Source organism: Moritella viscosa (genome assembly GCF_900120065.1).
Classification (GTDB): domain Bacteria; phylum Pseudomonadota; class Gammaproteobacteria; order Enterobacterales; family Moritellaceae; genus Moritella; species Moritella viscosa.
This window is the reverse complement of record NZ_FPLG01000099.1, coordinates 37,694-61,262: the sequence shown is the minus strand read 5'-3', so window position 1 is coordinate 61,262 and position 23,569 is coordinate 37,694. Positions and strand designations below refer to the sequence as shown.

The window sequence follows — 23,569 nt, the reverse complement described above, 5'->3', positions numbered from 1 at the left end:
TTATACCTTAAGTTGGCGTTATTACAGATCTAAAAATGCGGTTAATGGACTGGAAGCAACTGCAGTTTGTGCTTGGCTACCTAACCCAGCTAAATAAGCTTGGCGACCTGCTTGCACGGCTAACGCAAATGCTTGACTCATTGCCACAGGATCTTTAGCCACCGCAATAGCGGTATTAACAAGTACTGCATCCGCGCCCATCTCCATGGCTAACGCCGCATGTGATGGCGCACCAATACCAGCATCAACAATTACAGGCACTGTCGATTGATCAATAATAATCTCTAAGAACTCCGCAGTACGAATACCTTTGTTTGAACCAATAGGTGCACCTAACGGCATAACTGCAGTAGTACCCACGGCTTCCAAACGTTTACACAATACCGGATCGGCATGAATGTATGGCAACACATGAAAACCATCACGCGCTAATTGTTCAGTGGCCTTTAAGGTTTCAATTGGATCAGGTAGTAAGTATTTAGGGTCAGGATGAATTTCTAATTTAATCCAATTGGTTTGCAATGCTTCACGTGCTAATTGCGCAGCATATACCGCTTCTTTGGCATCACGCGCACCAGACGTATTGGGTAATAAGTTCATGCCAGCTGCAATCAAAGGCTTAAGAATATCGTCATCTTGATTAGCTAAATCAATGCGTTTTAATGCCATAGTCACTAACTGGGATTGAGATGCAATCAAGGCAGCAGCCATTATTTTTTGATCGCTAAATTTCCCCGTACCGGTAAATAACCGTGATGAAAAGGTTTTATCGGCAATGACAAGCTCATCACTGGGTAATATAAATGTTGGTTGTAGCGTTGTTACTGACATTTAGCCTCCTGCAATGGCTTGAAATAAAGTCACTTGATCATTTTCTGAAAGTTGAAAATCATCCCAATTATGACGCGTAATAACAGCTTGGTTAACCGCCACTGCGATGCCTTTTTCAGGCTGTTCCAATGTGACCAGTAATGACGTTATCGTCGTCACGGCTAGGTTCTTTATTTCATCGTTAATGATTAATTTCATCTTCTCTTCCTTTCCCTCACATCCAAATATTCAGCCATGAGGTTATTTAATTAACTGCTTAGTTTTACTATTTATATTCAGCACTTATATTTCGTATTGGTATTAGCGACCTGCACACACAGAACAGTCAGGATTTCTAGTGACAGAGAGATACTGCCATTGCAAGGTTTTACCATCAAAACGCATTAACCTATTTAGTGACGACACCTGCATGCCAGTTAAATATTTAATCGCTTCCAATGCTTGCAAAGAACCAATAACACCAACCAAGGGGCCAAGTACTCCCGAGGTACTGCAACTATTCGTTTCTGCAGTTTCTTCAAAAGGATATAAGCAGTGATAACACGCCGAATCAGTTTGCTGTGCGTTAAACGAGATCAGCTGCCCTTCCATACGAATACCAGCGCCCACTATTAACGGTAGTTTTTGGGTTACACAGATCTTATTTATTGCTTGCCTAGTCAGCATGTTATCGCTGCAATCAATGACCAAATCAATTTGGGAAAGCATATCTGCCATTTGATTATTCGCACTATCGAGGGTTACTCGTTGTGCGATTGCCGTGACACTTATATGTGGATTAAGCTGTCCTAACGAGGTTTTTGCCGCGCTAACCTTAGTCTGCTTTAACTGCTGTTGAGTGAAAATAACCTGCCGTTGTAGATTACTTAGCTCAACATAATCATCATCCGCTAAATATAAATGACCAACACCCGCAGAAGCTAAATACAGAGCAACAGGTGCACCAAGGCCACCTACACCGACAATCAATACGTTGGCATTACGCAGTGCTAATTGTCCCTGCTCACCGATATCACTAAGCAGTAAGTGCGCGCTATAACGCATATATTCCTGATCACTTAATCCGGTCATATTAAGGACTCACACAGGTTAAGGATGATTGCGGTTCAGCGATCGCCAGTAAGTCGGCAATGGCTTGTTTATAATCGTCAGCACGAGTTATCGCCGTGACGACAGCGACACTACCCACACCTGTCGCAGCCACTTGTGGCGCTCTAGCTATGCTAATACCGCCGATAGCGACCAAGGGATAATCTTGCATTAAATCAGCATAACGCTGTAAACGCTTTAATCCTTGTGGCTTTGAAGGCATGTCTTTAGTGACTGTCGGATAGATATGGCCAAGGGCGATATAACTCGGTTTTATTTGATGTGCACGTAATATTTCATAATAACCATGTGTGCTTAAACCCAGTTTTAAACCCGCTTTTTTTATCGCAACAAAATCTGCAGTAAGCATATCTTCTTGACCTAAATGTACACCATAAGCACCATGCTCAATCGCTAATTGCCAATAATCATTGATAAATAAACGCGCTTTGTATTGCCGGCCTAATGCCACAGCAGCTTTAATATCATCAACAACTTCGGAAGGGGCTTTATCTTTAATACGTAATTGCAGGGTTTTAACCCCTTGTTGTAACACTTTATCTAACCATTCGATCGTATCCACAACCGGATATAGCCCAAGGCGATTGGTATCACAAGGTGCAAAATCATAAGCTAATTGCATTTGCAGAACTAAGCCAAGCTGATCGCCTAATTCCGTATTCGGTAAGACGACCTGTGGGAAGTCACTGCGATCTGTAGGCCAACCATCAGAAGTTTGGTTCAAGTAGGCTCTGGCTACCACTAATGCATCATCTACCGGATAATCTTGGGCTATCACAGTTGCCAACGCTGAAGAAAAAACGCCACTGTTTTCATCTTTACTTGATGGCGTTAATGTCACGTTTGGTGACGATAATAAGATTTCACGTTGTCCATCAATATAAACATCGAGGACGATAGATTGCTGCTTATTATTAACAGCAATCGCTTTCGCACAAACACTTTTTACACCGAGGTTCAGTAGTGAGTTGATCGCTTGTTTCGTCGCAGCAAATAACATGGCAACATCTGTTCCGCCTTGCTCTTGCGGTAAGATCAATACATCCACGATTGGTAATAAGCGTATTTTAATCACATTTATTAGCACGTTTCCTGCTGATTCAATCTTTGCCATATCAGATAATGAAATTGATAACGGCTCATAGATAACAGTGAGTTCTGGATGTTTTTGCTTATAGCCCTGTAAAAAATCAGCTAAGATCTCTACATGTGAGGTTGAAGCTATCACACCTACTTTAATGGCAGACGCTACCGGTGCGGCAGTCAATATCGCTAACTCAGCAGAAAAATCCGCATCAGATAATAGTGTCGTCGTTACATGATAACCACGTCCACCCAACGCATTAATCGCATTAATATCAGTTTTAGTCGCAACATTATCGCGAGCAGCAAAGCTCGCGATAGTCCAAATAATGGCTTGAGTCATTAAATAATTATTCCACTTTCTCAATTGTAGATTCAGTCACACGACCATTTACCGCATCATGTGTTGGTGGTAGATATAATTCGGCACCGTGCTTTTTAAATTCTTCAGACATCTGCGTCATCCCAGCTTCGGCATCAATCACAACTACTTCATCGAGTAATTGAATACTGATTTTTTCTTGCTCGGCAGTGTAATCACGGACATCTTGTGAGATCTTCATTGAACAAAATTTTGGTCCACACATAGAGCAAAAATGCGCAACTTTACCGGATTCTTGAGGGATATTTTCATCGTGATAAGCACGTGCAGTATCAGGGTCTAATGCTAGGTTAAATTGATCATTCCAACGGAATTCAAAACGCGCTTTCGACATCGCATTGTCACGGATTTGAGCACCCGGGAAACCTTTCGCTAAATCAGCCGCATGCGCAGAGATCTTATAAGTGATCATACCTTGCTTAACGTCTTCTTTATTCGGTAGGCCTAAATGTTCTTTGGGTGTCACATAACACAACATTGCACAACCGTACCAACCGATTTGCGCAGCACCAATACCCGACGTAAAGTGATCGTAGCCCGGTGAGATATCGGTTGTCAGTGGACCTAAGGTATAAAAAGGCGCTTCATGACAAATATCGAGCTGCTTTTCAACATTCTCTTTAATCATGTGCATTGGGATATGACCTGGGCCTTCGATAATAACTTGTACGTCTTGTTCCCACGCGACCTTCGTTAACTCACCTAAGGTTTCTAATTCAGCAAATTGGGCTTCATCATTCGCATCAGCCGCACAACCTGGACGCATGCCATCACCTAATGACAGAGATACATCATAAGCTTTACAAATCGCACAGATTTCTTCGAAATGGTCATAAGCAAAGTTTTCTTTATGATGCGTCAAACACCATTTCGCCATAATCGAGCCACCACGCGACACGATCCCGGTAAGACGTTTTGCCGTCATTGGTACATATCGAAGCAATACGCCAGCATGAATAGTAAAGTAGTCAACACCTTGCTCAGCTTGTTCGATCAAGGTATCGCGGAATACTTCCCAAGTAAGATCCTCGGCGATCCCATTTACCTTCTCTAGAGCCTGATAGATCGGCACAGTACCAATCGGCACAGGTGAATTACGGAGGATCCACTCACGCGTTTCATGAATATTACGGCCTGTGGATAAGTCCATTACCGTGTCAGCACCCCAGCGTGTCGCCCATACTAGCTTCTCGACTTCTTCTTCAATCGATGATGTGACTGACGAATTACCAATGTTGGCGTTTACTTTTACAAGAAAGTTACGACCGATGATCATCGGCTCAGATTCTGGATGATTGATGTTGGCAGGGATGATCGCACGACCACGCGCTACTTCATCACGGACAAATTCACCTGTGATTTTTTCCGGAATACTGGCACCAAAATCATTGCCGGCATGTTGTTTTAATAACAGCTCGTTATGGATCAACTCACGTCCCATGTTTTCACGGATCGCGATGTATTCCATTTCTGGAGTAATGATCCCTTTACGTGCGTAATGCATCTGGGTGACATTTTGACCATCAATGGCTTTCAATGGTTTTGGTAAATGCTCAAAGCGGATATGGTCAATGCCGTCATCAGCAAGACGCTGCTGGGCAAAGTGCGAAGTAACGATCTCTAATGCTTCAATATCGTTACGCTCTGCGATCCATTGTTGTCTTAATTTTGGTAAGCCTTGGTGTACGTTTATTTCAATAGCCGGATCGGTATAGGGACCCGATGTATCGTAAACGGGGATAGATTCATTTTGCTCATAAACCGGATCGTCTTTACTGCCTGCGACTAACGTCTCGTCCAGATTGATTTTCCGCATCGCCACTTGAATATTGTCACGACTACCTGTGAGATGAAATTTTTCTGAATTAGGAAACGGTTCACAACTGAGATTATTAATAAACTCTTGTGCATTTTCGCGATTTTCACGGCGAGTTAGTTTTTTGGTATTACTGCTTTGATTTATATTGGTAGTAGACATAGCACTCATTCCTTTCTAATAAGATGATTGCTTGTCGTTGAGTATGGAGAGTAGTGATATAGATATATTGATCGTAAATGTAACAGTAAGCGGCCTGATTTCCCTATGGCTAGCTTACAATCACACGAATAATATTCATATTAATCACTCTTGTTTCCTCACGCAGGTATTAGCCTGATCAGGTTCCACGGATCCCATTATTAAATGGTCTCAGCCCTAAAGCACTCCGACAAGATGTATCGGAGTATAGACTGGTATTGCGCTAAAAAACAAGCAAAAAAAAGCGCCCTATAAAAGGGCGCCTTTACTATCTAATAACTATGTGTAAGTGAATCAGTGGGTCTGTCATCACTTACACACGACTTTAATTGCATTCAGCAAATCAATTAAAGGTTATTTAGTAGGTTTGCTAAGTTCTGTTCAGCTTCATCAGTAGTGATTTCTTGCATTACTTCTTCTACTTTACCAGCACGTTTTTTCGCACGTTCTTGGTGATAAGAGAAGCCTGTACCTGCAGGGATCAGACGACCAACGATAACGTTCTCTTTCAGACCACGAAGGTCATCAATCTTACCATGAACAGCAGCGTCTGTTAGAACACGTGTTGTTTCTTGGAACGATGCAGCTGAGATAAATGATTCAGTTGCAAGAGACGCTTTAGTAATACCCATAAGCATGTGTTGGAACACGGCTGGTTGCTTGCCTTCAGCTTCTAGCTGACGGTTAGCAATTTTCAGACGTGAAACTTCAGCTTGCTCACCTGGTAAGAAGTTACTATCACCAGCAGAGATTACGTTAGCTTTACGTAGCATTTGACGAACGATAGTTTCAATGTGCTTATCGTTAATCTTTACGCCTTGTAAACGGTATACTTCTTGAACTTCGTTCGCGATATAGTTCGCAACATGGCTAATACCACGTAGACGTAGAATATCGTGTGCTGATTCAGGACCATCGGCGATAACTTCACCTTTAGCAACCTTCTCACCTTCGAACACGTTCAAGTGACGCCATTTAGGGATCATCTCTTCGTAAGCTTCAGCACCATCAGTAGGTGTGATAACTAGACGACGTTTACCTTTAGTTTCTTTACCGAAACTAATAGTACCTGAGATTTCCGCTAAAATAGCAGCATCTTTTGGCTGACGAGCTTCAAACAGATCCGCTACGCGTGGTAGACCACCCGTAATATCACGTGTTTTCGAGCTTTCTTGAGGAATACGCGCTAACGCTTCACCAATAGTCACTAATGCGCCATCTTCTAAGTTAACGATTGCATTTGAAGGTAAGAAGTATTGTGCAATAACTTCTGTACCAGGAATGAATAAATCATTACCTGCTGCATCAACAAGTTTAACCATAGGACGTAAATCTTTACCAGCGGCAACACGTGCTGCAGGATCCAGAATTACCGTGCTAGATAGACCAGTTAGATCATCAGTTTGCTTAGTAACCGTGATACTATCAATTAAGTCAACAAACTTAATTTGACCTGCCACCTCGGTGATGATTGGGTGAGTATGCGGGTCCCAGTTAGCAATAATGCTACCAGACTCAACAGCTGCGCCGTCTTTATATTCAACAACAGAACCGTAAGGTAATTTATGGCTTTCTTTAGTACGACCGTTTTCATCAATAATCGTAATTTCTGATGAACGTGAAGTAATAACCAGTTTGCCATCTGCGTTCTCAACGAATTTTTCGTTATGGAACTTAATAGTACCCGTGTTTTTCACTTGGATATTATTTTCTGCAGAGGCTCTCGATGCCGCACCACCAATGTGGAATGTACGCATCGTTAACTGTGTACCAGGTTCACCAATTGATTGTGCTGCAACAACACCAACTGCTTCACCTTGACCAACCATAACACCACGTGCTAAATCACGACCGTAACAAGCTGCACAAACACCGAAGTCATTGTCACAAGTAATTACAGAGCGTACTTTCATTTGATCAACTGAGTGCTCTTCTAAGAAATCACAAAGTTTTTCATCAAGTAATGTATTACGTGGTAATAGAACTTCGTCAGAACCAGGTTTTAATACATCTTCAGCAACAACACGACCAAGAACACGATCGCGTAATGGTTCAACAACATCACCACCTTCAATATGAGGAGTAATGATTAGACCATTTTCAGTACCACAATCAATCTCGTTAATTACAAGATCTTGTGCAACGTCAACAAGACGACGAGTTAGGTAACCCGAGTTTGCTGTTTTAAGTGCTGTATCGGCTAGACCTTTACGCGCACCATGCGTTGAGATGAAGTACTGAAGTACGTTTAGACCTTCACGGAAGTTAGCGGTAATCGGTGTTTCAATAATTGAACCATCCGGTTTCGCCATCAGACCACGCATACCAGCTAGCTGACGAATCTGTGCCGCACTACCACGAGCACCAGAATCGGCCATCATGTAAATGCTGTTGAAAGATTTCTGTGTCTCAGTATCACCTAAAGAGTTAACTTTAGTTTCTGTAGACAAGTTATCCATCATTGCTTTTGAGATATGCTCATTGGCACGCGCCCAAATATCAATAACTTTATTGTAACGCTCACCCGCAGTAACAAGACCTGATTGGAATTGCTCTTGAATTTGAGTTACTTCAACTTCAGCTTCATCAATTAGCGTTTTCTTCGCGTCAGGAATAACCATGTCATCGATACCAACAGATGCACCAGAAAGTGCAGCGTAATGGAAACCGGTGTACATTAGTTGATCAGCGAAAACAACAGTATCTTTCAGACCTAATAGACGGTAACAGTCATTCAGTAGCTTAGAGATCTGCTTTTTACCTAACGCTTCGTTAGATACTTTCAGGATCCAGTTAGCTGGATTCGCTTCAAGTTTCGCTTCTTCTTCAGCAGATAAAGTTTTAGCCGGATCGATTAATTCATATGGTAGACCTTTAGGTGCTACTAACGAAAGGATCGCACGACCAACTGTTGTGTTTTTCAGTTCAGTGCGAACTGTAACTTCACCAGTGTCTTCATCTTTAAGATGTTCAGTAATACGTACTTTAACACGTGCATGTAGCTCAACAAGGTGGCTGCGATAAAGCTTTTCAGCTTCTTCAGGGCTACCTAATACCATGCCTTCACCCTTAGCAGCAACGCCAGAACGAGTCATGTAGTAAAGACCTAATACAACGTCTTGAGAAGGTACGATAACCGGTTCACCATTCGCAGGTGAAAGAATGTTATTCGTAGACATCATCAGTGTACGCGCTTCCAATTGAGCTTCAATTGTTAACGGTACGTGTACAGCCATCTGATCGCCATCGAAATCGGCGTTGTATGCAGAACATACTAATGGGTGTAACTGAATCGCTTTACCTTCAATTAGAACAGGTTCGAATGCTTGAATACCAAGTCTATGAAGAGTTGGTGCACGGTTAAGCATTACTGGATGTTCGCGGATCACGCCGTCTAGGATATCCCAAACTTCAGCGCCTTCGCGTTCAACCATTTTCTTAGCTGCTTTAATCGTTGTAGCAAAACCAAGTGATTCTAATTTACCGTAGATGAATGGCTTGAATAGCTCAAGTGCCATTTTCTTAGGTAGACCACATTGGTGTAAGCGTAGCGTTGGTCCAACTGTAATTACAGAACGACCAGAGTAATCCACACGTTTACCAAGTAGATTCTGACGGAAACGACCTTGTTTACCCTTGATCATATCAGCAAGAGATTTAAGAGGACGTTTGTTAGAACCTGTAATCGCACGACCACGACGACCATTATCTAATAGTGCATCAACAGATTCTTGTAACATACGTTTTTCATTACGTACGATGATATCTGGTGCAGCTAGATCTAATAGGCGTTTTAGACGGTTATTACGGTTGATCACACGACGGTAAAGGTCATTTAGATCAGAAGTCGCAAAACGGCCACCATCTAGTGGAACTAATGGACGAAGATCTGGCGGTAATACCGGCAGTACGTTCATGATCATCCACTCTGGTTTGTTACCAGATACAGCGAATGCTTCCATTAGTTTAAGACGTTTAGTGATCTTCTTACGTTTAGTTTCAGAGTTTGTAGTCTCTAATTCTTCACGCATTTCTTCAATGTCTTGGCTTAGGTTTAGATCTTGTAACAAAGAAAGTACAGCTTCTGCACCCATCTTCGCATCAAATTCATCACCCCATTCTTCTAGGTTGTCAAGATACTGCTCTTCAGTCAGCATCATGCCACGCTCTAGCGAAGTCATACCAGGTTCGATAACAACATATGATTCGAAGTAAAGAATACGTTCGATATCACGTAGCGTCATGTCTAGTAATAGACCGATGCGAGATGGTAATGATTTCAAGAACCAAATGTGTGCAACAGGAGACGCTAATTCGATGTGGCCCATACGGTCACGACGAACTTTAGTTTGCGTTACTTCTACGCCACATTTTTCACAGATAACACCACGGTGCTTCAGACGCTTATATTTTCCGCAAAGACATTCGTAATCTTTTACTGGGCCGAAAATACGCGCACAGAATAAACCGTCACGCTCAGGTTTGAAGGTACGGTAGTTGATGGTTTCTGGCTTTTTAACTTCACCAAAAGACCAAGAACGGATCTGTTCCGGAGAAGCTAGACCAATCTTGATACCATCGAACTCTTCGGTCTTACCTTGCTGTTTTAGAAACTTTAATAAGTCTTTCACGTTTTTCTCCACTGGGAGTGAAAACTACGCAGCCTCAACTCACAAAATGAGTCGAGGCGCAATGCTAATTCAAAAGTCTGAATAATCTCTTAAAAAGAGCTTATTTCTTACCTTTGTTTTCATCTAGTTCGATGTTGATACCCAATGAGCGGATCTCTTTCAACAATACGTTGAATGATTCAGGCATACCTGGGTCCATACGATGATCGCCGTCTACGATGTTTTTATACATCTTAGTACGACCATTCACGTCATCAGACTTAACAGTTAGCATCTCTTGTAGAGTATATGCTGCACCGTATGCTTCCAGAGCCCATACTTCCATCTCACCGAAACGCTGACCACCGAACTGAGCTTTACCACCCAGCGGCTGCTGAGTAACTAAGCTGTAAGAACCGGTAGAACGTGCATGCATCTTGTCATCAACCAAGTGATTCAGTTTCAGCATGTACATGTAACCAACGGTAACTGGACGTTCGAATAGGTCACCAGTACGGCCATCGAATAACTCTAATTGGCCAGATTCTGGTAAATCAGCCAGTTTAAGCATTTCTTTGATTTCAGCTTCTGCAGCACCATCAAACGCAGGTGTTGCCATTGGCAGACCTTTACGTAAGTTATGCGCAAGAACACGAACTTGCTCATCAGAATAAGTTGATAAATCAACTTTCTGATGCGAATCACCGATATCGTATGCTTTTTGCATAAATTCACGGATCTTAGCAAGATCTTGTTGCTCTTTAATCATGTTATCGATTTTACTACCGATACCACGAGCAGCAAGGCCCAAGTGAACTTCAAGTACCTGACCGATGTTCATACGCGATGGTACACCCAGTGGGTTCAGTACGATATCAACTGGCTCACCAAACTTATCGTGTGGCATGTCTTCAATAGGAACGATTGTTGAGATCACACCTTTGTTACCATGACGACCGGCCATCTTATCACCCGGTTGGATACGACGTTTAACAGCTAGGTATACTTTAACAATCTTAAGTACACCCGGTGCTAAGTCATCACCTTGGGTAATTTTACGGCGTTTGATATCAAACTTAGAATCAAAGTCAGCTCTTAGCTCATCATGTTGCTTAGCTAAGCCTTCTAATTGAGTCTGTTGTTCTTCATCAGCAAGAACAATCTCTAACCATTGTGCGCGAGAAACAGCATTAAGTTGCTCTTCCGTTTTACCTGCAGTAAGTAATAGAGATTTAACGCGACCGAATAAGCTTTCTTCGAAGATAGATAATTCTTCAGTTAAATCTTTTTTCGCTTCACGTAATTGCATCTGTTCGATGTCTTGTGCACGTTTATCTTTATCTACGCCATCACGGGTAAATACTTGCACGTCAATTACAGTACCGTAAACAGAGTTAGGTACACGTAATGAACTGTCTTTCACATCTGATGCTTTTTCACCGAAGATAGCTCGTAGAAGCTTTTCTTCAGGCGTTAATTGTGTTTCACCTTTAGGGGTTACTTTACCTACCAGGATATCACCCGGCTTAACTTCAGCACCAACGTAAACGATACCAGACTCATCTAGCTTAGATAATGCACTTTCACCCACGTTAGGGATGTCCGCAGTAATCTCTTCGCTACCAAGTTTAGTATCACGCGCAATCGATGATAATTCTTGAATGTGGATAGTCGTTAGACGATCTTCTTTTACAACACGTTCAGATACAAGGATTGAATCCTCGAAGTTGTAACCATTCCAAGGCATGAATGCGATACGCATGTTTTGGCCAAGAGCCAATTCACCAAGGTCTGTTGAAGGACCGTCAGCAAGCACATCACCTTTAACCACAGCTTCACCAGTTAATACTGTTGGGCGTTGGTTAATACATGTGTTTTGGTTCGAACGTGTGTACTTAGTTAGCGTGTAGATATCAATACCCGCTTCACCAGGTACTAGTTCATCTTCGTTAACTTTAACGATGATACGACTTGCATCAGCATAGTCGATTGAACCGCCACGTTTTGCAACAACAGTTACACCAGAATCGATTGCTACCGCGCGTTCGATACCAGTACCCACTAATGGCTTATCAGCATTTAGTGTTGGTACTGCTTGACGTTGCATGTTCGCACCCATCAATGCACGGTTAGCATCATCGTGTTCTAGGAACGGAATTAGCGATGCCGCCACAGAAATAATTTGCTGTGGAGATACGTCCATATACTGAATTTGATCCGAAGACATAAAGGTTGTTTCACCTTTGTGACGACATGGAATAAATTCATCTTGTAATACACCGTTAGTATCGATAGTTGCGTTAGCCTGTGCTACTGCATACAGACCTTCTTCGATAGCTGAAAGGTATTGAACGTCATTAGTGACTTTACCGTTGATTACTTTACGGAATGGCGTTTCTAAGAAACCATAATCGTTAGTACGGGCAAATACAGCTAGTGAGTTAATTAGACCAATGTTTGGTCCCTCTGGAGTCTCAATCGGACATAAACGACCGTAGTGAGTTGGATGTACGTCACGTACCTCAAAACCAGCACGTTCACGTGTTAGACCACCAGGACCTAATGCAGAAATACGACGTTTGTGCGTCACTTCTGACAATGGGTTATTTTGATCCATGAACTGAGACAGTTGTGATGAACCAAAGAACTCTTTAATCGCAGCTGAAATCGGCTTAGCATTGATTAAATCTTGTGGCATTACTGCATCAAGATCACCAAGACTTAGACGTTCACGAACAGCACGTTCTACACGAACTAAACCAACACGGAATTGGTTTTCTGCCATTTCGCCAACTGAACGAATACGACGGTTGCCAAGGTGATCGATATCATCAACTTCGCCTTTACCGTTACGGATATTAATCAAAGTTTTCATCACTTCAACAATATCTGCTTTATTCAGAATGCCTGAGCCAGTATCTTCTTCGCGGCCAATACGGCGGTTGAACTTCATACGACCTACAGTAGATAGATCATAACGTTCTTCTGCGAAGAATAGATTTTGGAAAAGACCTTCAGCCGCTTCACGCGTTGGTGGTTCACCAGGACGCATCATGCGGTAGATTTCAACTAACGCTTCAAGTTTGTTAGTAGTTGAGTCAACACGTAATGTGTCAGACATATAACTACCTACATCAAGGTCGTTCGTATAAAGAACATCAATTACCTTGATACCAGCTTGAGACAATTCAGCAACAGATTCTAGTGTTAGTTCAGCATTCGCTGCAACAATCACTTCGCCTGTTTCTTCATTAACGTAATCTTTAGAGGCAACTTTACCAGCGATATACTCTAATGGTACTTCGATCTCTGTTACGCCGTCTTTTTCAAATTTCTTGATATGACGAGCTGTAACACGACGACCATTTTCAACGTATACTTCACCGTTAGCAATAATGTCAAATGCCGCAGTTTCGCCACGTAGACGATCTGGCATTAGTTCCATCAATAACTTGCCATCTTTAACTTCAAAACGTGTAGTATCAAAGAAGATTGCTAAGATTTCTTCCGTCGTGAACTCTAGTGCACGAAGAATAATTGATGATGGTAATTTACGACGACGGTCAATACGAACGAATAAACTATCTTTCGGATCGAATTCAAAGTCTAACCATGAACCACGGTAAGGAATAACGCGTGCGTTATATAATACTTTACCTGATGAATGAGTTTTACCCTTGTCGTGATCGAAGAATACACCAGGACTACGGTGTAACTGAGATACGATAACACGCTCTGTACCATTGATAACAAAAGTACCAGTATCAGTCATTAATGGGATTTCACCCATGTAGACTTCTTGTTCTTTGATATCTTTAATAGTACCAGCTGGTGCATCACGATCGTATAATACAAGACGTAATTTAACACGCAGCGGTGCAGAATAAGTAACACCACGGATTTGACATTCTTTAACGTCAAATACTGGTTCACCTAGACGGTACGATACATATTGAAGTTCTGAAGTTCCAGAGTAACTTTTAATAGGGAACACGCTACGGAATGCTGCTTCCAGGCCGTATTCACCTGTGTGATCCATTTCTAAAAACTTTTTAAAAGAGCTAGTTTGGATAGCCAACATTTGCGGTTTAGCCACAACTGGTGCACTTTTACCAAAGTCTTTACGGATACGTTTTTTTTCGGTATTAGAGTAAACCATTTGGTTCCTCAGCTCGCTGATAAGTGACCCACTCTGCCCTGAATAAGGACAGCTCTAACAACATCATTATATGTTTTTTATCCTGTCTCGAACAAAAGAATTGCTCTAAACAGTGCGCAGAATTTTGGTTGAAATGATGTGAAATTTCCAAACATCCTATAGCGCAAAAAGGCCGGCGATTAAAAAATCACCAGCCAATGCCTTATGAGGGCAATAATCTATTTAAGAATAGACTATTTGATCTCAACAGTACAACCAGCTTCTTCTAGAACTTTCTTAAGTTCTTCAGCTTCAGCTTTTTCTACGCCTTCTTTAAGAGCTACTGGTGCAGATTCAACAACACCTTTAGCTTCTTTAAGACCTAGACCTGTAGCGCCACGAACAGCTTTAATAGCTTTAACTTTGTTTTCGCCGAAAGAAGCAAGAATTACGTCGAATTCAGTTTGCTCTTCTTCAGCAGCAGCAGCGCCGCCGCCAGCAACAACTGCAGCTGCAGCTGATACGCCGAATTTTTCTTCCATTGCTTCGATTAATTCAACAACTTCCATAACAGAAAGTTCAGCAATTGCGTCGATGATTTGGTCTTTAGTGATAGACATGTGTCATTCCTAATATATTAAAATTTATTTTAGACAAAGCGGCTAAATTAAGCAGCTTCTTGCTCTTTTTGATCGCGTAAAGCAGCCAATGTACGTACAAGTTTGCCAGCTGATGCTTCTTTCATAGTCATCATTAACTGAGCAATTGCTTCGTCGTATGTTGGTAGTTTAGCTAGTTTATCAATGTTTTCTGCACCGATAAATTCGCCTTCAAATGCTAACGCTTTAACTTCGAAAGATTCTTCTTGTGCAGCGAAGTCTTTTAAAAGACGAGCTGCAGCACCTGGGTGCTCATTAGAGAATGCGATCAGAGTTGGACCGGTAAATACTTCGTTAAGGCACGCAAAATCCGTACCTTCAACAGCACGCTTCATAAGAGTGTTACGTACTACACGGATGTAGACGCCATTCTCACGAGCAAGCTTACGAAGACCAGTCATTGCACCTACAGTAACGCCACGTGAATCAGCAACTACTGCAGAAAGCGCAGCCTTGGCAGCTTCGTTGACTTCAGCAACAATTGCTTTTTTGTCGTCGAGACCTAATGCCATGGTCTATACTCCTGGATAAAACCGAAAAAAATCGGTATTTAAAATTTCCGACCAATATCTTGCTTTTGGCAGTAATATAAGTCGAACCATTACGGCTTGGATTCCAGAAAAAAATAAATTCTTCAGAGGTCCTGCACCATCTACGTAGGAAAGATCAAGTATTAACTAAAATAGCCGATCATTATTAAGTTATGCTTACAATGTAAGTACAACTCCTACGGTCTTGGACGGAAGTGAACCAAATTAAGTATTAAACTCAATTTACTCACTTCAACCCACATTTTTTGTAAATCCGTTAATGCTAATAAACTAGTATTAACCAACCTACTAATTTTAAGGAAGCAAATTATACTAAATAAATTGCTTCCTGTAAATTATTTAGTCTCTACAGTTGCAACATCAACAGTTAGACCAGCACCCATCGTAGTAGATAGGCTGATCTTCTTGATGAATTGACCTTTAGCAGAAGCAGGCTTTGACTTGCTTAATGCTTTAAGTAGAGCTTCAAGGTTTTCCTTGATTTGCGCTGCTTCAAAATCCACTTTACCGATAGTAGTGTGGATGATACCAGCTTTGTCGTTACGGTAACGAACTTGACCAGACTTAGCATTTTTAACTGCAGTCGCAACGTCAGGAGTTACAGTACCAACTTTAGGGTTTGGCATTAAACCACGTGGACCTAGGATTTGACCTAGTTGACCAACAACACGCATAGCGTCTGGAGATGCGATAACAACATCAAAGTTAAGCTCACCGGCTTTAACTTGTGCAGCTAGATCGTCCATACCTACGATGTCAGCGCCAGCAGCTTTAGCCGCTTCAGCGTTAGCACCTTGTGTAAATACTGCAACACGTACTTCACGACCAGTACCGTGTGGTAGCACAGTAGCGCCACGAACGTTTTGGTCAGATTTACGTGAATCAATACCTAGGTTTACAGAAACGTCGATGCTTTCTTTGAATTTAGCAGATGCTAATTCTTTAAGAAGTTCAACAGCTTCGTTGATTTCGTAAGCTTTTGTAGATTCCACTTTTTCGCGGATCGTACGCATACGTTTAGAAAGTTTAGCCATGATCAGTATTATCCTTCTACGTTCAAGCCCATTGAGCGAGCTGTACCAGCAATAGTGCGAACCATAGCTTCTAGATCAGCGCCCGTAAGGTCTGGTTGTTTAGTGTTAGAGATCTCTTCCAGCTGAGCGCGAGTAACAGTACCCACTTTCTCAGTGTTAGGACGACCAGAACCAGACTTGATGCCTGCCGCTTTCTTAAGTAAGAAAGATGCTGGAGAAGTCTTTGTTACGAACGTGAACGAACGATCAGAATAAACTGTGATAACAACAGGAGTCGGTGAACCCTTCTCTACAGAATCTGTTTTTGCGTTGAACGCTTTACAGAATTCCATGATGTTAACACCGTGTTGACCAAGTGCAGGACCAACCGGTGGACTAGGATTCGCCATACCAGCTGAAACTTGCAGCTTAATATATGCAGTAACTTTTTTAGCCATTTTAATTTACCTTAAATATGGGTGCGAACGCTGTATCCGACATGAATACAAGCTTCCCGAAAAACAAGGGCAGCGAATTATAGATATAATCGCTGCCCTTGCCAAGCATTTTGTTGAAATTTCATTCAATAAAATGCTAATTTTATTTTCTTTGACCTAACCATTAACCTAATAGGTTAATGGCATTAGCCTTTTTCTACTTGACCGAAATCTAATTCAACCGGAGTAGAACGACCGAAGATCAATACAGAAACTTTTAAGCGACTCTTTTCATAGTCTACTTCTTCTACAACACCGTTAAAGTCTGCGAATGGGCCGTCTGATACACGAACCACTTCACCCACTTCAAATAGCGTTTTAGGACGCGGCTTATCAATCGCGTCCTGAAGACGGTTAAGAATGCGGTCAGCTTCTTTTTGGGTGATTGGAGCTGGACGCTCTTTAGTACCACCAATGAAACCAAGTACACGCGGTAAACTGCTTACCAAATGCCATGATTCATCGTTCATTACCATTTGAACTAAAACGTAGCCAGGAAAGAACTTACGTTCACTCTTGCGACGTTGACCGGCACGCATTTCAACAACTTCTTCCGTAGGAACAAGTATTTCACCGAAATATTCTTCCATTTCATGGATCTTAATATGTTCAAGTAATGTTTTTTGAACACGACCTTCAAAACCGGAAAAGGCTTGAACTACGTACCATCTCATTTTCTGTTCAGACATGAACTTATACCTTTACATCTGTGATAAATGCCACTACACGAACTAGAATACCATCTAATCCCCATAGCACTAACGCCATAATAGCAGTAACAACTAATACGATAAGTGTAGTTTGGATCGCCTCTTGGCGTGTAGGCCAAACTACTTTACGTACTTCTGTTCTTGATTCAGATGCAAATTCAAGCGCATTGCGCCCTTTACTTGTCTGCAATGCAATGCCACCAGCAATAACAGCGGCAATAATTACAGCAACTGCGCGGATTAACACTGATTCTTCACTAAAAATATTGTTACCAATAACTGTGCCAATTAGAATTAGTGCAACTAGTACCCATTTTACGGTTTCTAGAGCTTTTCCTTGGTTTTCAGTATTTGAAGTCATACTTAACCTGTACCTTAAGACAAAAAAATCCGCTGTTACACGGTGATGACAGTGGCAGGAGGGAGATAATCGTACTCACAAACATAGGTTTGGAGACCGCCTTTCTACCAATTGGAGCTACCCCTACAAACGGAGCACCTAATTATAGGGGCTTTCGTTTTTCATGCAAGTTATTCGTAAAAAATTATGAATAATATTTGAATTACAAATAGCTTAAATTCGTTTTAACTAAATTTATCTTTTGATTTTTAAATCTTGATTATTTTTAAGGTATCGTTATTTGGTATGGAGAATATAGAGAAGAAGAAATAATTGACCTGAAAAATGGTGCTGATACCCAGAATCGAACTGGGGACCTCATCCTTACCAAGGATGCGCTCTACCGACTGAGCCATATCAGCGAATTTGGAGCGGGCGGCGGGAATCGAACCCGCATTATCAGCTTGGAAGGCTGGAGTAATAGCCATTATACGACGCCCGCATGCGCCCTGAATACAAAGTGGTGGAGGGAGAAGGATTCGAACCTTCGAAGGCTGAGCCGTCAGATTTACAGTCTGATCCCTTTGGCCACTCGGGAACCCCTCCACATATTGTACTTCAGTAACGAGTTAAATGGTGCCGACTGCCGGAGTCGAACTGGCGACCTACTGATTACAAGTCAGTTGCTCTACCTACTGAGCTAAGTCGGCGGCGTCACTTAACGAGGAGAGATATTAGAGTAACCCCCTACCTCTTGCAACCTTAATCGATAAAAAGCAGTTCTTTTTTGTTTACATGGTGAAATATTAGCCATTTCGACTAAGCTTCGACTAACATTTATTAATAAGCTTAATATTAGATTAAATATCTGCACGTCGTAACGATACTTCACCACCAATTTGCGGACTAATGACGCCATTAATTTCTAGTAATAATGCACCACTTTGATCAATTCCTTTCGCAATACCGTATTTTTTCTTATTTCCGACGCTCACGAGCACGGGACAATCTTTAAATGCATCACAATTGTTCCATTCTTCCACAAAATATCCAAAACCAAACTGCTCAAAATCAGTTAATACTTTGATTAGGTGTGTTAAATAGCGCGTGGCTAATTCATTACGATCAAGTAGGTTTGGTAATTGCTGGTTTATATCCGTCCAAGCTTGATCAATTTCCAATCCGGCTTGTAATGGCATATTCACGTTTAAACCCAGGCCAATGACTAAATGACACTCACCACCTGCCGTCGCAATAATCTCAACCAGTACACCAGCAATCTTTTTACCATCCACGTATACATCATTTGGCCATTTCAATTGGGTACTAGCAATACCAAGATCTGTTAATGTACGCGCGACAGCTATACCAATCACTAAACTCAGCCCCGATGCAGCTTGAATACCGGCATCTAAACTCCAGTAGGTACTTGTATAGAGGTGTGAACCATAAGGAGACACCCACTTTTTACCACGGCGTCCTCGCCCAGCAGTCTGATATTCGGCAAAACAACTGTGCCCTTTGGTTAATAACGCCGCTTTATCCAATAAATGTTGATTGGTCGAGCCAAGCACTTGATGACTTTCAATGTTGACACCACTACCGTCTGCAATCAATTGAGCATCGAGTAATTGTAAAGGCGCAGAAAGCTTATAACCCTTACCTGTCACTTTAAATACATCTAGGCCAATACTTTCTAATACCTTGATCTGTTTACTTACCGCCATACGACTAACGCCTAGGCTTTCACCCAACGCTTCACCAGAATGAAATTCACCATCAGCCAGTAAACGGATCAGTTGCTGTCTTGATACCGTCATATTAACCACGGCTCACCTCCGCTAAATTAGTTTCGCCATCACGCCCTATAAAGCGAACCTCATGCTGCAATTCAACAGAAAAGCGCGCCATCACTGTTATTTGGATATGCTTTGCGAGTGTAATAATGTCGCCAGCAGTTGCAGAACCCGTATTAACAATAACAAGCGCTTGCTCTGTATGTACTTGAGCTCCCCCCTGCTGATAACCCTTTAAATGGCATTGATCAATTAACCAGCCTGCGGCTAATTTAATATCATCACCGGCTGGATAATGGGGGATGTTAGGATACTTAGCTACGATAGCGTTAAATTGTGCCTTCTTGATAATCGGGTTTTTAAAAAAACTACCTGCATTGCCGAGCTTATGCGGATCCGGTAATTTTTGTTGGCGTGTAATGCAAACCTGTTTAAAAATCGCTAATGCCGAGGCCCCATTCCCTAAACTCGATAATGGTCCATAATTAATTTTGGCAATCCAAGGTTTGTGTAGTTTAATACCAACAGCAATGATCACAGCACTATCTTTAAGTTTACCTTTGAAAACACTGTCACGATAACCAAACTGACATTCTTCTGGTGCATAGCGATGTACCGTTAGTGTCTCGATATCAAGTACATCAACATAATCACAGACATCCTTTAATTCAACGCCATAAGCACCAATATTTTGTACTGGGGCGGCACCAACGACACCAGGGATCAACGCCAGATTTTCTAATCCATCATAGCCTTGGGTTAGTGTCCATTGCACAAACTCATGCCAATTTTCACCTGCCGCCACATGTAAACAAACCATATCATCTGCCGATTCATTCACCGCTATACCCGTCAAACAAATACGGATAACGAGTCCATCAAAATTATCACAAAATAATAAATTACTACCACCACCAAGAATTAACCGTTGAGGCGCAGGGATCTGCAGTGCTAACTTAAGCTCACTTAAGGTGGTCACCGTAACAAACTGCGTGGCATAAGCATCAACACCAAAGCTGGTATAAGGTTTTAAATTGTGATTTTTTAGTATTTGCATGAAATAATTAACACTCATAAGGCATAATTCACTGCAGATAATAACGTATCTACATGCAAAACCGAATAATAAAAGGCAACAACATGCAGTTTCAATGGTTAAAAAAAATAGAGAACCCGTTAGTAAAGCCCTTTTATAAGCAATATTTGCCCTATTCAAGGCCCAATAAAGCCGAACGTATTGCGGTATTAAAAGAGGGAAATAGCATTGTGGCTTGCGCGCGACTGCGCCCTATTGGTGAATTATTTTTACTAACAGGAATGTTGGTCGCTCCCGCTCACCGTGGTCAGCGACTTGGTCACCTTATTTTACAGCATATGCGGCCTCAATTTCAGAATAATAAGACGTTTACTTTTGCCTTGCCCCATCTTGAACCATTTTATTGTCAGCATGACTTCTATCCAACAACGCAAGCACCGAACGATATTCAGCAACGTTTTTTAGCCTATCAAAAACAGGGTAAACGGCTGCTGTTATTAGGATTTAATGATTCGAATCAAGCTGACATCTGATTATCTTTATAATAAAGTGAAATTACGTTAAGCTGATCACAGCCCATATTTAGATTAATAGACATCATGACAATTAAAACAGACGAACTTAGAACTACCTATATCGACCAGGTGATCACTCCAAGTCAACTGGTTAAAGAGTTTCCATTATCTGATAACGCTGCAAAACAGCTAATAAATAACCGTCGTGAAATCGAAGCGATTATTGAAGGCAAAGACAAACGCCTACTGGTTATCATCGGCCCTTGCTCAATTCATGATACTAGTGCGGCGTTAGATTACGCTCGCCGTCTAAAACCATTGCAAGAGCAGTATAAAAGCAGCTTAGTTATTGCAATGCGTGTGTACTTTGAAAAACCACGTACTATTGTGGGCTGGAAAGGTTTAATCAGTGATCCTGACTTAAACGGTCAATACAAAGCGAACAAAGGCTTACGCTTAGCACGTAAATTACTCGTTGATATTACTGAAATCGGTTTACCAATCGCGACCGAATTTTTAGATATGGTTAACGGTCAATACATTGCAGACCTAATCAGTTGGGGTGCAATTGGCGCGCGTACCACAGAAAGCCAAGTTCATCGCGAAATGGCTTCAGCCTTGTCTTGTCCTGTCGGTTTCAAGAATGGGACTGATGGCAATACCAAAATTGCTATCGATGCCGTACGTGCAGCACAAGTTCCACACATCTTTTACTCTCCAGATAAAGATGGCTTGATGACCGTATATCAAACACACGGCAATCCATTTGGTCATGTGATCTTGCGTGGTGGTAAAACACCTAACTATGCTAAATCACACATTGACGTTGCAACCAAAGCATTAAGTGATGCAGGTTTAGCACCGTCTGTCGTTGTTGATTTTAGCCATGGTAATAGCCAGAAAGTACACACCAATCAGCTAAACGTAGCTGAAGATGTAATGGCTCAAATGCGTACGGGTAGTATGCAAATTTCAGGTATAATGGCAGAAAGTTTCATTGAAGAAGGCAACCAAGCTGTCGTTGCTGGTGAGCCTTTAGTTTATGGTAAGAGCATTACTGATGCTTGCATCCATTGGCAAGACACCGAAAAATTATTAGCGGACCTTGCCCAAGCAGCAAGTGATCGTTTAGCTATCGCATAAGCTCAGCGCTATATTATAAAGACTAAAAAGCCGCGTATGATGACGCGGCTTTTTGTTATGTCATCATCTATGGTGATTAACTATAAGATAATGCTTTGCAGATCGGCACCTTTACGATTAAGCATATGTATTGATTGAATACGACGAATGGTGCCCGACTTACCACGAATAACCAAAGTTTCTGTCGTTGCAATATTACCTTTACGCTGCACACCTTCAACAAGATCGCCTTTAGTGATACCTGTTGCGGCAAAAATAACATTATCGGTTTTCGCTAATTTATCCAATGGTAAGATCTCACCAACAACCAAACCTAATGCCTGACAACGTGAAATTTCGATTTCACCTGCCACGCGGTTTTCAGGAGTATCACCTTTCACATCATGACGCGCTAATAATCGCGCCTGCATGTTACCGTCCATCGCGCGAATAGCAGCTGCAGAAATAACACCTTCAGGCGCACCACCAATACAATACATCATATCGACGTCACTATCTGGCATACAGCACAAGATAGACGCGGCAACATCACCATCGGGTAACGCAAACACACGTACGCCCATTGCTTGCATGGCTTTGATTTTATCATCATGACGGGGTTTTGCTAAGGTCACCACAGTCAGATCACTGATGTCTTTATCTAACGCGTTAGCAACATTACGTATATTGTCTTCAAGGGATAAACGTAAATCAATGGCGTCTTTAGCATCAGGACCAACGACTAATTTCTCCATATACATGTCAGGAGCTTTTAGAAATGCGCCTTTTTCACCGACAGCCAATACTGCAACAGCATTGGATTGACCCATTGCAGTCATACGCGTACCTTCAATCGGATCAACAGCAATATCAACAGCGTCAGCTCCGGCTATTTTCGTACCGACTTTTTCGCCAATATACAGCATAGGTGCTTCATCGATTTCGCCTTCACCAATAACTATTTCACCATCAATATCGATTTTATTTAGCATCACACGCATAGCTTCAACAGCAGCACCATCAGCAATATTCTTATCACCGCGGCCTAACCATTTATAACCGGCAAGAGCAGCGGCTTCAACAACACGCGAAAATTCAATGGCAAGTGTACGATTCATTTCTTAACTCCTATATATAAGTAGGTACATTTTAAAACACC

Annotated in this window: 18 protein-coding genes, 4 tRNA genes and 1 riboswitch; of the genes, 2 read left to right on the top strand and 20 right to left on the bottom strand. The window is 41.8% G+C overall.

The annotated features are described in order from the left end of the window. Positions 1-21: 21 nt before the first annotated feature. The 19 genes from BT797_RS15000 to murB all read right to left on the bottom strand — a co-directional run bounded on the left by BT797_RS15000 (position 22) and on the right by murB (position 20,794). A complete protein-coding gene (locus BT797_RS15000; protein ID WP_045108708.1) occupies positions 22-831 on the bottom strand; it encodes a thiazole synthase in 810 nt (269 codons plus the stop codon). Next, a complete protein-coding gene (thiS, locus tag BT797_RS14995) occupies positions 832-1,029 on the bottom strand; it encodes a sulfur carrier protein ThiS (protein ID WP_045108707.1) in 198 nt (65 codons plus the stop codon). It lies immediately after the preceding gene. Between the two features lie 102 nt (positions 1,030-1,131). Beyond that, complete coding sequence (locus tag BT797_RS14990; RefSeq protein ID WP_045108706.1) at positions 1,132-1,902, bottom strand: HesA/MoeB/ThiF family protein; 771 nt, start codon at positions 1,900-1,902, stop codon at positions 1,132-1,134. Position 1,903: 1 nt separating this feature from the next. Further along, positions 1,904-3,367 carry a thiamine phosphate synthase gene (gene thiE, locus BT797_RS14985; protein ID WP_045108705.1) on the bottom strand — a complete coding sequence of 488 codons (1,464 nt, stop codon included), beginning with the start codon at positions 3,365-3,367 and terminating at the stop codon, positions 1,904-1,906. Positions 3,368-3,374: 7 nt separating this feature from the next. Then, a complete protein-coding gene (gene thiC / locus BT797_RS14980) occupies positions 3,375-5,393 on the bottom strand; it encodes a phosphomethylpyrimidine synthase ThiC (RefSeq protein WP_170860772.1) in 2,019 nt (672 codons plus the stop codon). Positions 5,394-5,521: 128 nt separating this feature from the next. Beyond that, a riboswitch (TPP riboswitch) is annotated at positions 5,522-5,623 on the bottom strand. Positions 5,624-5,770: 147 nt separating this feature from the next. Beyond that, positions 5,771-10,054, bottom strand: a complete 4,284-nt coding sequence (rpoC, locus tag BT797_RS14975; RefSeq protein WP_045108703.1) for a DNA-directed RNA polymerase subunit beta' — start codon at positions 10,052-10,054, stop codon at positions 5,771-5,773. Between the two features lie 100 nt (positions 10,055-10,154). Next, positions 10,155-14,192, bottom strand: coding sequence for a DNA-directed RNA polymerase subunit beta (gene rpoB / locus BT797_RS14970; protein ID WP_045108702.1), 4,038 nt, complete (start codon positions 14,190-14,192; stop codon positions 10,155-10,157). 233 nt (positions 14,193-14,425) lie between these two features. Beyond that, positions 14,426-14,791 carry a 50S ribosomal protein L7/L12 gene (gene rplL / locus BT797_RS14965; RefSeq protein ID WP_045108701.1) on the bottom strand — a complete coding sequence of 122 codons (366 nt, stop codon included), beginning with the start codon at positions 14,789-14,791 and terminating at the stop codon, positions 14,426-14,428. A 47-nt stretch (positions 14,792-14,838) separates the two neighbouring features. Continuing rightward, positions 14,839-15,342, bottom strand: a complete 504-nt coding sequence (rplJ, locus tag BT797_RS14960; protein WP_045108700.1) for a 50S ribosomal protein L10 — start codon at positions 15,340-15,342, stop codon at positions 14,839-14,841. Positions 15,343-15,716: 374 nt separating this feature from the next. Continuing rightward, positions 15,717-16,415, bottom strand: coding sequence for a 50S ribosomal protein L1 (rplA, locus tag BT797_RS14955; protein WP_045108699.1), 699 nt, complete (start codon positions 16,413-16,415; stop codon positions 15,717-15,719). Positions 16,416-16,423: 8 nt separating this feature from the next. After that, complete coding sequence (gene rplK, locus BT797_RS14950; RefSeq protein WP_045108698.1) at positions 16,424-16,852, bottom strand: 50S ribosomal protein L11; 429 nt, start codon at positions 16,850-16,852, stop codon at positions 16,424-16,426. A 185-nt stretch (positions 16,853-17,037) separates the two neighbouring features. After that, on the bottom strand, positions 17,038-17,580 hold the full coding sequence (gene nusG, locus BT797_RS14945) for a transcription termination/antitermination protein NusG (RefSeq protein ID WP_045108697.1): 543 nt from the start codon (positions 17,578-17,580) through the stop codon (positions 17,038-17,040). A 4-nt stretch (positions 17,581-17,584) separates the two neighbouring features. Further along, positions 17,585-17,962, bottom strand: coding sequence for a preprotein translocase subunit SecE (gene secE, locus BT797_RS14940; protein ID WP_045108696.1), 378 nt, complete (start codon positions 17,960-17,962; stop codon positions 17,585-17,587). A 325-nt stretch (positions 17,963-18,287) separates the two neighbouring features. Continuing rightward, positions 18,288-18,363: transfer RNA gene (locus tag BT797_RS14935), tRNA-Thr, on the bottom strand. 5 nt (positions 18,364-18,368) lie between these two features. Then, positions 18,369-18,443: transfer RNA gene (locus BT797_RS14930), tRNA-Gly, on the bottom strand. Positions 18,444-18,462: 19 nt separating this feature from the next. Next, positions 18,463-18,547: transfer RNA gene (locus tag BT797_RS14925), tRNA-Tyr, on the bottom strand. A gap of 28 nt (positions 18,548-18,575) precedes the next feature. Next, a tRNA-Thr gene (locus BT797_RS14920) sits at positions 18,576-18,651 on the bottom strand. Positions 18,652-18,801: 150 nt separating this feature from the next. Further along, the gene (gene birA / locus BT797_RS14915; RefSeq protein ID WP_170860773.1) at positions 18,802-19,761 is read right to left on the bottom strand and encodes a bifunctional biotin--[acetyl-CoA-carboxylase] ligase/biotin operon repressor BirA; all 960 of its coding nucleotides are present in this window, start codon (positions 19,759-19,761) and stop codon (positions 18,802-18,804) included. A 1-nt stretch (position 19,762) separates the two neighbouring features. After that, the gene (murB, locus tag BT797_RS14910) at positions 19,763-20,794 is read right to left on the bottom strand and encodes a UDP-N-acetylmuramate dehydrogenase (protein ID WP_075472665.1); all 1,032 of its coding nucleotides are present in this window, start codon (positions 20,792-20,794) and stop codon (positions 19,763-19,765) included. Positions 20,795-20,877: 83 nt separating this feature from the next. Between murB and BT797_RS14905 the strand changes: the two genes are divergently transcribed. Both BT797_RS14905 and BT797_RS14900 read left to right on the top strand, forming a co-directional pair. Beyond that, the gene (locus BT797_RS14905; protein ID WP_045108694.1) at positions 20,878-21,306 is read left to right on the top strand and encodes a GNAT family N-acetyltransferase; all 429 of its coding nucleotides are present in this window, start codon (positions 20,878-20,880) and stop codon (positions 21,304-21,306) included. 66 nt (positions 21,307-21,372) lie between these two features. Further along, positions 21,373-22,431: a 3-deoxy-7-phosphoheptulonate synthase gene (locus BT797_RS14900; RefSeq protein WP_045108693.1), complete on the top strand. Its 1,059-nt coding sequence runs from the start codon at positions 21,373-21,375 to the stop codon at positions 22,429-22,431. Positions 22,432-22,511: 80 nt separating this feature from the next. Here the strand turns inward: BT797_RS14900 and glpX are convergent, their stop codons facing one another. Then, positions 22,512-23,528 (bottom strand): class II fructose-bisphosphatase, encoded by a 1,017-nt coding sequence (glpX, locus tag BT797_RS14895; protein ID WP_045108692.1) that lies wholly within the window; start codon positions 23,526-23,528, stop codon positions 22,512-22,514. Positions 23,529-23,569: the final 41 nt, after the last annotated feature.